The following is an 11,704-nucleotide window of genomic DNA, read 5'->3' as shown; positions in this document are numbered from 1 at the left end:
GGAAAGCCGTTATGCGACGTGCTAATCCTGTTCCAGCATCAGCGTTGCCAAGGGCGGCAGCGTGATCGTCGCCGTCACCGCGCCTGAACTTTGCTTTTTTGCCTGCACGAGCCCTCCGTTACCCTTGCCGCTTCCCCCATAGATTTCGGCATCGCTGTTCAGAATTTCCTTCCAGCGGCCTTCGAAAGGCAGCGGGATCGTGTAGTTTTCACGGTAGACGGGCGTGAAATTGCAGATGACGGCGATCGTTTTTTCACCGGGCGCCTTGCGCAGCCAGGCAAAGACGGAGTTCTCGCTGTCGTCGGCAATCAACCACTCGAAACCCTCGCCTTCGCAGTCTCTGGCATGCAGTGCAGCCTTTCTGAGATAGGTCCCGTTGAGATCGCGCACCAGACGCCGCATCCCCTCATGCAGCGGATATTCGAGAAGGTTCCAATCGAGCGAGCGGCCCTCGGACCATTCCTGCCATTGGGCGAATTCCTGCCCCATGAACAGAAGTTTCTTGCCGGGATAGCCCCACATGAAGCTGTAATAGGCGCGGAGATTGGCGAACTTCTGCCAGTCGTCACCGGCCATCTTGGCGATCAGCGAGCCCTTGCCGTGCACCACCTCGTCGTGGGACAACGGCAAAACGAAATTTTCGCTGAAAGCATAGACAAGTCCAAAGGTCATGTCGTGGTGATGGTGCTTGCGGTGGATCGGCTCGCGCTGGAAATATTGCAGCGTGTCGTGCATGAAGCCCATGTTCCACTTGAAGCCGAAGCCGAGTCCGCCTGTATGCACCGGAGCTGAAACCTTCGGCCAGGAGGTGGATTCCTCGGCAATCGTGATGATGCCGGGATGGCTGCCGTAGACCTCCTTGTTCATGGCTTGCAGGAAGCGCACCGCATCGAGATTTTCGTTGCCCCCATATTCGTTCGGCACCCATTCGCCATGCTTGCGCGAATAGTCGAGATAGAGCATCGAGGCGACGGCATCGACCCGCAGCCCGTCGAGATGAAATTTCTCGGCCCAGTAGAGCGCATTGTTGACTAGATAGGAGAAGACCTCGGCCCGTCCGAAATTGTAGATTGCCGTGTTCCAGTCGGGGTGGAAACCCTGACGTGGATCCTCGTGCTCGTAGAGTGCTGTCCCGTCAAAATTGCCAAGACCGTGCGCATCGGTCGGGAAGTGGGCCGGCACCCAGTCGAGAATGATCCCGAGACCCACCTTATGAGCGCCGTTGACGAAGCGCGCAAAACCTTCAGGTTCGCCGAAACGCGCGGTCGGTGCATAGAGCCCGGTGGTCTGATATCCCCAGGAGGGATCGAACGGATACTCGGTGACGGGGAGAAACTCGATATGGGTGAAGCCCATATCGACGCAATAAGGGATCAGCTGATCGGCCATCTCGTCCCAGCTGAGCATGTCACCATTGTCATGGCGTCTCCACGACGCGGCATGGACCTCGTAAATGGAAATCGGCTGGCGGCGGGCGTCCACCGTTGCCCAATGGGCGCGATGCGCCTCGTCTTCCCATACCTGCGCAATCTCGCCCGTTGTCACCGAGGCATTCTTGGGGCGCAGTTCCGAGCGACGGGCGAAAGGATCGGCCTTCAGCGGTAAAACCTCGCCATGTTTGCCGATGATTTCGTATTTGTAGATGGCGCCGGAGGAAATCTCGGGCACGAATATTTCCCAGATCCCGGTATCCTGCCGCAGCCGCATCACATGGCGCCGGCCATCCCAGCTGTTGAAGTCGCCGACGACGGAGACCCGTCGTGCATTGGGCGCCCAGACGGCAAAATGAAAGCCATCAGCACCCTCGTGTTTCAATGGATGGGCGCCCATCTTGTCGAACAGGCGCAGATGCGATCCCTCGCGAATATAGTAGTCGTCCATCGGCCCGAGAACCGGGCCGAAGCTGTAGGGGTCCGTCACAGTCCATTCACCGCCGGAATTGCTCGCGCGATAGCGAAGCGGCTGGGTTTTCCTGAGCGCAATCGCGCCCTGGAAAAAGCCTGCCTCGTCGATCCGGCCAAGGGTCCCGAGATCCTTGCCGGACAGGGTTTCGGCTCTGACGGTTTCTGCGCCGGGAATGAAACAACGGGCGATGAAAGCCTTGCCTGCCTGATGAGGGCCGAGAATGGAGAAGGGATTGCTATGCGTGCCAGCAAGGACCGCCGCAATCTCTTCCGCCGGCAGACTGGCTGTCGGAACGGCAGGCGTGGCGTCGTTCGGCACTGAAGTCATCCGGCTCTCCAAATTTCGCCGGCATATTGCCGGATCGTACGGTCGGACGAAAACCAACCCATCCGCGCCGTGTTGCGGATCGTCTTTGAGTACCAGCTCGACGTGTCCGTCCAGATAGCATCGACCTCCCTCTGCGCTTTGGAATAGGCATCGAAGTCGGCTGCAACCATGAACCAGTCGTGATTGTAGATGCCATCTACCAGACCGGTGAAGCGGTTGCGGTCATCCGGCGAAAACACGCCCGACGCAATCGCCTGCAAGGCCTGCGACAGCTCGCGCGATTGTTCGATGATCGCCCGGGGATTGTGGCCCTCGGCCCGTACCTTTGCGACTTCGTCCGCCGTCATTCCAAAAATCTTGATGTTTTCCTCGCCGACCCAGTCTCGCATCTCAACATTGGCGCCGTCCAGTGTTCCGATGGTCAGCGCACCGTTCAACGCGAATTTCATGTTCCCGGTTCCAGAGGCTTCCATCCCCGCAGTCGAAATCTGTTCCGAGAGGTCGGCAGCAGGCACCATGATTTCGGCCAGCGACACGTTGTAGTTCGGAATGAAGACGACCTTCAGCAGACCGCGCACCGATGGATCATTGTTGATCACCCTGGCAACGTCGTTGGCGAGCTTGATGATCAGCTTGGCATTGTGATAGCTCGGCGCCGCCTTGCCGGCGAAAAGCTTGACGCGCGGCACCCAGTCCAGTTCCGGATGCGAGCGGATCTGGTCGTACAGCGAGATCGCTTCAACGATGTTTAGAAGCTGGCGCTTGTACTCGTGGATACGCTTGATCTGGATGTCGAACATGGCAGATGGATCGAGCTTGATGCCCATCCGGCCCTGGACGAGTTGCGCAAGCTTTATCTTGTTGGACCGCTTGATTTGCGCGAAGCGGCTCTGGAAATCCGCCTTGTCGGCGAATGGATCGAGTGCCTGCAACGCTTCCGCATCGTCCATGAAGTCGTCGCCGATCGCTTCGCGGATAAGACCAAAGAGATCCGGGTTGCACTGCATGAGCCAGCGGCGGGGCGTGATGCCGTTGGTCTTGTTGTTGATGCGGGCAGGATAGAGACGATGCAGGTCGGCAAATACCGTTTCCTTCATCAATTCCGTATGGAGAGCCGAGACGCCGTTGATCGAATGGGATCCGACGAAGGCGAGGTTGCCCATCCGTACCCGGCGGTCGCCACTTTCATCGATCAGCGAGATGTTGCGAACTTCCTGGTCGGTATGGACCGACTGCTTGCGGGCCTCGATCAGAATTTTTGCATTGATCGCATAGACAATCTGCATGTGTCTTGGCAGAAGGCGCTCGAACAGCGGCACAGGCCAGGTTTCCAGGGCCTCGGGCAGCAATGTGTGGTTCGTGTAGGAAAAAGTGTGGCGGGCAATATCCCAGGCTGCCTCAAAGTCTATTCCGTGAACGTCCGTCAGGAGACGGACGAGCTCGGCCACCGAAATAGCGGGATGCGTGTCGTTGAGCTGGATCGATACCTTGTCCGGCAGCGACGTGAAATCCGGATATTGCTGCAGGTGGCGCCGCAGGATGTCCTGAAGCGAAGCGGAGGAGAAGAAGAACTCCTGCCGCAGGCGCAGTTCCTGCCCAGCCGGCGTGGCGTCTGCGGGATAAAGCACGCGTGCCAGGCTCTCGGCCTTGTTGCTCTCCCTCAGCGCGCCGATATGGTCGCCGGCATTGAAAGCGTCGAGCAGGATCGGATCGATCGGATGGGCGGTCCACAGGCGCAGCGTGTTGACGCGCTTGGCGCGCCAGCCGACGACCGGTGTGTCGCAGGCTGTGGCGATGACGCGTTCGGCCGGCTTCCAGACATAGCGCGTGATTTCCTCGTCGACATTGACCGTTTCGACCGAGCCGCCGAAGCCGATTTCGTAGGAGCTTTCCCGGCGCTCGAATTCCCAGGGATTGCCGTGAGCAAGCCATGTCTCCGGCAGTTCCACCTGCCAGCCATCCGCCATCTGCTGGCGGAAGAGGCCGTGCACGTAACGGATGCCGTAGCCATAGGCCGGAATGTCGACGGTTGCCATCGATTCCATGAAACAGGCAGCAAGCCGGCCAAGGCCGCCATTGCCAAGCGCGGCATCCGGCTCGAGAGCCGCGATGACATCGATATCGACGCCGAAGGAGGCAAGCGCCTCGCGCAACTCATCCATCAGGCCGATATTTGTGACGGCATCGCGCATCAGGCGGCCGATCAGGAATTCGAGCGACAGGTAGTAAACCCGCTTGGCATCCGTGGCATAGGTCTTGCGTGTCGATTCCATCCAGTTGTCGGTGATGCGGTCGCGCACCACCAGGATTGCCGCAGTCAGCCAGTCATGCGGCTTGGCGACCTTCGGATCCTTGCCAATACGATAAGTGAGGCGCTCGATGATCTCCTGGGCGAGAACCTCGGCGTTCGACTCGCGTGGGGCAGCATTCGGAATCTTCTCGTTGGACTGACGGCTGATCATAAAGGGGTAACCTCTGCTTGCGGTTTGGGAGACCGGAGGCGGACACCAACGGAGTATACAAACGATTTATGCACCGATACGAAGCGCTTGCAATAGCGTTTTCAACAAGATGGAAATTGACAGCGAACTGCGCGCGAATCGCATTTTTAATCCATCCGAACGGGCAATCTTGCCGCGGCCTGTGAGCGACGGTCGCGTGTCCGGCCTGCGCTATCGCGCGAGAATGATGTCAGGTCATGTCAGCGGAATGACATCGACAGCCTGTTCCGTCTTGTGCGAGCCGTATCCCTTCAGAACGCCGATGACGGGGGCCACATCACTATAGTCCCGTCCATGGCCGACGACGATGTGGTCGAGACCTGCAAAAATATTGTTCGTGGGGTCGAGTTCCAGCCAGCCGGAGGCTGCGCCGCACCAGAACCGTACCCAGGCGTGCATGGCGTCCGCGCCCTCCAGGCGCTCCTTGCCGGGTGGCGGAAGCGTGCGCAGGAACCCGCTGACATAGCCTGCGGGAATGCCGAGGCTGCGCAAAGCGCAGATCATGACATGCGTAAAATCCTGGCAAACGCCGCGTTTCAGCTTGAAGGCCTCACGCGGTGTCGTATCGACGGTGGTCGCCTTCGGGTCATATGTGAAATCCTTATGGATCCGGGCGCAGACCGCTGTCGCGATCTGGCGGATCGTCATGTCCTGCTCCACGATGTCGTGCGCATAGGCCGATATCGCCGGATCCTCCGGAAGCCGCGGACTGGGCCCTAGGAAGTGATGCGGCGAATTGGCGTCCAGCGACCAGACATTGGCAATTTCCGTTGGAAAAGATGCAAGTCCGGGCGAAAAATCGGCGGTCAATGCTTGTTGTTCCAGCTGGATGCGTGCCTGCATCCGGATGACCAGTTCCTCATGGGCCTTGCGGAACAGGATCGACGTCGAGGGGTTGGCAAAGAAATCCAGGCTGTCGATGCGCTCTTCCGGTGCCGGCACGCAGGTGACCGTTCCCGCGATCAACCGCTGGCGATCCGGCAACGAGATCGGCAGCACGCGCACAACATGCCGGCCGCCGGTAACCGGAACCTCGTAGCTATAGGTAATCCGCAGATTGATGTCGTAGAGCATGGCTTCTCATATTCGGCGCAGGCGATTCGTCATATCCTATCCGAGATAGGTTTGTGCGAGGATGTCGGAAAAACGCCCGAGCTCCTGTTCCAGATGACTGTAGACATCGGGGGTCATCGCTTCGGGTGTCATCACCGCCAGACCGGCGTGAAGTTTCATGGCTTCGCGGTAGAAGGGCGACATCTGGCCGTTGGAGAACGCGTTCGGCAATTGTTCGACTTCCGTCTTGATCTCGTTCAACTGATAAAGGATCGAACGCGGGTTGAGCGGATCGAGCGCCAGCAGGTCGGTGACGGTCAGGGCTGCCGTATTGACGTTGTAGCGGCGGCGGTGGGTCATCACACTGTCGCCGATCTCAAGCAGCATGTCGTAAGCGCCATCGGGCGCGTCCTCGCCGGACATATGGCTGAGAAGCCGCGTCATATGCAGCCCGCGCTCGAGATAACGACCGATGGACAGGAAACGCCAGCCGGTGAAACGGTACATGTTTTCGTGGACGAGACCCGCAAAACCCGCCAGCTTGCGCAAAAGGATGGTCATCGCATGGGTGGCGTCGTCACCGGCCTGTACGGTGGACTGGAACTTGCGGGCGGTCTTGGCGAGATCGTTCAGCGCCAGCCATCCGTCCGCGGAAAACCGGTCGCGAATGTTGCTGGCGGAAAACAGGGCGCTGTCGATATTGGCCATCAGGCTGTCAGGCACCGGCTGTTTGGTGTCGATGTCGAGCCCGGCCAGATAGTCCGTGATATCCTTCAAGAGCGGCATTTCGGTATCGGCCGTTTCGGCAAAGCGCCCATGCCAGGCGCGCAGGATGCGCAGCGCACCCTCCGCCCTTTCGATATAACGCCCGAGCCAGAAGAGGTTGTCGGCCGCACGGCTCGGCAGACTGCCGGGCATGATGCGGATGAAGCTTTCTTCGGCCGGCAGGAGCGTCATCTGCTCGACGGGCTTCTGACTGACGATCCAGACATCGGCGGCGGACCCGCCGGTCTGCATGGCAATTGCCGCAGCGTCCGCACCGGAGCCGATGCGGGCGAAACCGCCTGGCATGACCTGCCAGCCGCTGCGGGTGCGGGCGACATAGACGCGCAGGCTCATCGGCCGCGGCGTCAGCTTGCCATTGACCCAGGCGGGCGTGGTGGAGAGCGTGACGACTTCCTGGCCGACGAGCTTCGGACCATCGCTCTGTAGCCAATCGGTTACGGAAATCCGGGCATTGGCGCGAAGCGAGGAGCCGAGAACAGAGCGGCCATTGTCGTCGAAGAAGGGACGGGTGGAATAGGCCGGGCCGATCACCATCTTCTCGATATTGCCCGCCACTTGATCGCGCTCGGGCTGCTGGCCGCACCACCAGGTCGCGATGCTCGGCAAAATCTGGTCTTCCCCAAGAAGATGACGACAGATCTTCGGCATGAAGGCGAGAAAGGCGCGGGTTTCGAGAATGCCGGAGCCAAGCGAATTGACGATCGACACCGAGCCCGACCGCAACGCCTCGACCATGCCGGGCGTGCCGATATGCGAGCTCTGGTTGAGTTCAAGCGGGTCGGCAAAAGAAGCATCCAGACGGCGCCAGAGCACGCCGACGGGCTTGAGGCCGGCGACGGTCCTCACCATCACACGGCCGTCGATAACGGTCAGATCCTCGCCCTCAAGCAGCATGAAACCGAGATAGCGGGCTATATAGGCGTGTTCGAAATAGGTCTCATTGGCAACGCCCGGGGTGAGAACGGCGATACGGTCATCGGGATGCTTCTTGCGCGATTGCAATTCGTCCCGGAAGGCACCGAAAAAGCCTGCAAGGCGGTGGACATGGGTTTCGGCGTAGAGATCGGAGAAGGCGCGGGTGGTCGCGACGCGGTTCTCCAGCGCGAAACCGGCTCCGGAGGGCGCCTCGGTGCGATCCGAAAGAACCCACCAGTTGCCATCCGGCCCGCGGCCGATTTCGAAGGAACAGAAATGCAGGAAATGGCCATCGGCAGGCAGCACGCCGACCATCGGGCGCAGGAATTCCGGATTGCCCGCGACCAGCGATGGCGGCAGGAATCCTTCGGCAACCAATCGATTGCTGCCGTATATGTCCGCTGCGATACGCTCCAGAAGTTCGGCGCGCTGGACAAGGCCCCTGGAAACAGCCTGCCACTCGGTATCGTCGATCAGGACCGGTACATGCGATAGCGGCCAGTTGCGTTCCGAATTCTCCTTGGTGCCATAGGCCCTGTAAAAAACGCCGGCGTCGCGCAGGTAGCGATCGGCACGGGCAAACCGGTTGGAAAGCTCGGTTTCATCCATGCGGCCGATGGAGGAAAGGAAATGCTGCCAGACCGGTCTCACATTTCCCCGGGTATCGAGCATTTCATCGGCGATGCCGGGCAGGGCCCGATAGCCGAAAACCGGATCGGTGCCGATCCGGCTTTCGTTGCGCTTTGCGTCCGCCGTCTGCTTTTGGGACATCCCGTCTTTACACTCCTGCCGGACGCCGCAAATCAAGCGTCAGGGGAAATTCTGCCGACGGGATTTCGGGCATTAGCGCAAACGTGCCCGCGGTATGACCCCAGGGCTCGAAGCGCGCCAGACGCCGGGCTTCCGCCTCGTTGCCGTTCACCGGAAATGTGTCGTAGCTGCGTCCGCCCGGATGGGCAACGTGGTAGATACAGCCGCCGATCGAACGTTTCGACCATGTATCATAAATGTCGAACGTAAGCGGTGTGTTAACCGGCAGATTGGGATGCAAACCCGACACAGGCTGCCATGCCTTGTAGCGGACACCGGCAACAGCGACACCGTTGAAGCCGGTTTTGGTAAGGGGAACCTGCCGACCGTTGCAGGCGACGGTGTAGCGTTCCGGATTCGCAGTATCGAGCTTGACCTGCAGGCGCTCGACGGAGCTGTCAACATAGCGCACGGTTCCGCCGGGCGCGCCTTCCTCACCCATGACATGCCACGGCTCGAGCGCCTGACGTATCTCCAGCTTCGCACCCTCATACTCGACTTCGCCGCAGAACGGGAAACGGAATTCAAGCTGCGCTTCGAACCATTCGGGTCGCAGATTGAAACCATTGGCTCTGAGATCATTGAGCACATCGAGGAAATCCTGCCACACATAATGCGGCAGCATGAAACGGTCGTGTAGTGCCGTTCCCCAGCGCACGAGTTTGCCTTCCGCCGGATTTTGCCAGAACCGGGCGATGAGCGCGCGCACCAGAACCTGCTGGGCGAGCGACATCCGCGCATTCGGCGGCATTTCGAAACCGCGGAATTCGACGAGGCCGAGGCGGCCTGTGGGTCCGTCCGGTGAAAACAGCTTGTCGATGCAGATTTCGGCACGATGCGTATTGCCGGTAACGTCGGTCAGGAGATTGCGGAACAGGCGATCGACCATCCAGGGCAGCGGCGCTTGCGCCATGCCGGGCACCGGCACCTGTGCCATGGCGATTTCCAACTCGTAAAGGCTGTCGTGCCGGGCCTCGTCGATGCGCGGTGCCTGGCTGGTCGGGCCGATGAACATGCCGGAGAAGAGGTAGGACAGCGATGGATGGCGCTGCCAATGCAGGACGAGGCTTTTCAGCAGATCCGGGCGGCGCAGGAACGGACTGTTGTTGGGGCTGTTGCCGCCGACGACGACATGGTTGCCACCGCCGGTGCCCGTGTGGCGGCCATCGATCATGAACTTGTCGGCTCCGAGACGGGTAAGGCGGGCCTCCTCGTAGATCGCGGTGGTGATGGCGACGCAATCGGCCCAGTTGGAGGCCGGGTGGATATTGACTTCGATGACGCCGGGATCCGGCGCCACGCGCATAACGTTGATGCGTTCGTCCTGCGGCGGCGAGTAGCCTTCGATATGAATCGGCAGACCGAGATCGGAAGCCGCCTTTTCAGCCGCGGCGATCAGTTCCAGATAATCCTCGACACGCTCGACCGGCGGCATGAAGACGCACAGGCGTCCATCGCGCGGCTCGACGCTCATGGCGGTGCGCACCGCGCCGCGGATATCGGCATTGGCCGCTTCCAGCACCTGTTCGACGCGCTTCTGCCGTTCTTCGGCAACGGCCTTGCGGGAGGCCTCGGCCAACGCTCGCGCCGGCGTGCCGTAATCAGGCAGCTCGTCACGCTCAACGGAGGGATCGACCTCGTGGATATAGGGATATTGCGAGGGCGGTACGTAAGGCAGCGTGCCCAGCGGCATGCGGAAGCCGATGGGGCTGTCGCCGGGCATCAGGAAGATCTTGCCGCGCCGGGTGCGCCATTTCTCGGAGATCCATTTCTGTCCCTCCGCCCTGGAATTCCAGGCCTGGACCGGAAGGATGTAACCGGTCGGTGTCGTGAGGCCGCGTTCGAAAACCTTGGCGATGCGGGCGCGTTCTTCCGGGCTTTCCAGCTTGGAGTTTTCCGGATCGACGTTTTCGGGCAGGCTGCCTTCCTTGATGATCCACTCGGCCGGATCCTCGAAGGCCGGGATGATCATTTCCGGTTCGATCTCAAGCTCTGCGGCAATGCCGGTCAGAAGCGCAGCTGCGTCCTTGTCGGTGACCTTGGTATCCTGACCCTCGGCGGCGATCAGCTCCGGATTGTGCCAGATCGGCTTGCCGTCCTTGCGCCAGTAGAGCGAGAAGGTCCAGCGCGGCAGGCTTTCGCCGGGATACCACTTGCCCTGGCCGTAATGCAGGAAGCCGCCGGGCGCGAAGCGTTCGCGCAGGCGCCGGATCAGTTCGTCCGCCTTGTCGCGCTTGGTCGGGCCGACGGCGCCGGTGTTCCATTCCTCGGATTCGAAATCGTCGATGGAGACGAAGGTTGGCTCGCCGCCCATGGTCAGGCGGACGTCATTGCCCGTCAGCACCCTGTCGACGTGTTCGCCGAGCGCATTCAGCGCCTGCCAGCTCTCTTCGGAAAAGGGCTTGGTGATGCGCGGGTGCTCTGCCACGCGGTTGACCGTCATGGCGAAATCGAAGGTGGTGTTGGCATCGCCGTAAAGACCACCGGAGATTGGCGCGGCGTTGCGGTAATGCGGGGTGGCGGCCAGCGGAATGTGGCTTTCGCCTGTCAGAAGACCGGATGTCGGATCCAGACCAACCCAACCGGCGCCGGGCAGATAGACCTCGCACCAGGCATGCAAGTCGGTGAAGTCGACCTCCGTACCGGACGGACCGTCGAGCGCCTTCAGATCCGGTGCAAGCTGGATCAGGTAGCCGGAGACGAAGCGGGCAGCGAGCCCGAGATTGCGAAGGATTTCGACGAGCAGCCAGCTCGAATCGCGGCAGGAACCGAGCGCCAGCGAGAGTGTTTCTTCCGGCGTCTGGACGCCTGGTTCCATGCGGATGACGTAGTTGACCTTCTGCTGCAGCTTGGCGTTCAGCCCGACAATAAAATCGATGGTGCGCACCGGCGTCAGGTCGATGCCCTTGATATAGGCTTCGAGCGCCGGGCTCATCGGCTCCGGCTGCATATAGATCTTCAGATCGTCCCGGATATCTTCGGGATAGGTGAACGGGAATGTCTCTGCCTCTTCCTCGATGAAGAAGTCGAACGGATTGTAGACCGTCATGTCGGCGACGAGATCGACCTCGATCTTGAGTTCTGTCACAGGATCGGGGAAGACGTAGCGCGAGAGGTAGTTGCCGTAGGGATCCTGCTGCAGCGTCACGAAGTGATTGGCCGGCGTTACCTTCAGAGAGTGGCTGATGACCTTTGTCTTGGAATGCGCGGCGGGCTTCAGGCGGATGATCTGGGGGCCGAGCCGGACTGGTTTGTCATAGGTATAATGCGTCAGGTGATAGATGCTGGCTTTGATCGACATACGGCTTTATATCCCTTTGATGACAGGTCTCTGCCATCATTGGAAATGACTTTGTGCAATGCGAAGGGAGATTGCAAGGCTGAATCAGCCAAAACCGCGCTGTGTC

The 11,704-nt window shown here is 60.3% G+C and carries 5 protein-coding genes; all 5 read right to left on the bottom strand.

Translation table 11 applies throughout. The annotated features are described in order from the left end of the window. Positions 1-21: 21 nt before the first annotated feature. Positions 22-2,232, bottom strand: a complete 2,211-nt coding sequence (gene glgB, locus PY308_RS17475; RefSeq protein WP_275785103.1) for a 1,4-alpha-glucan branching protein GlgB — start codon at positions 2,230-2,232, stop codon at positions 22-24. Further along, a complete protein-coding gene (locus PY308_RS17470; protein ID WP_275785101.1) occupies positions 2,229-4,694 on the bottom strand; it encodes a glycogen/starch/alpha-glucan phosphorylase in 2,466 nt (821 codons plus the stop codon). The genes glgB and PY308_RS17470 overlap by 4 nt, the downstream gene beginning before the upstream one ends. 234 nt (positions 4,695-4,928) lie before the next feature. Then, complete coding sequence (locus PY308_RS17465) at positions 4,929-5,807, bottom strand: transglutaminase family protein (RefSeq protein ID WP_275785098.1); 879 nt, start codon at positions 5,805-5,807, stop codon at positions 4,929-4,931. A gap of 36 nt (positions 5,808-5,843) precedes the next feature. Continuing rightward, on the bottom strand, positions 5,844-8,258 hold the full coding sequence (locus PY308_RS17460; protein WP_275785096.1) for a circularly permuted type 2 ATP-grasp protein: 2,415 nt from the start codon (positions 8,256-8,258) through the stop codon (positions 5,844-5,846). A gap of 7 nt (positions 8,259-8,265) precedes the next feature. Then, complete coding sequence (locus tag PY308_RS17455; RefSeq protein ID WP_275785094.1) at positions 8,266-11,598, bottom strand: transglutaminase family protein; 3,333 nt, start codon at positions 11,596-11,598, stop codon at positions 8,266-8,268. Positions 11,599-11,704 lie beyond the last annotated feature (106 nt).

The sequence above is a fragment of the Pararhizobium gei genome, assembly GCF_029223885.1.
Taxonomy (GTDB): Bacteria; Pseudomonadota; Alphaproteobacteria; order Rhizobiales; family Rhizobiaceae; genus Pararhizobium; species Pararhizobium gei.
The sequence above is the reverse complement of the archived record's forward strand: the minus strand, read 5'-3'. Positions and strand labels throughout refer to the sequence as shown.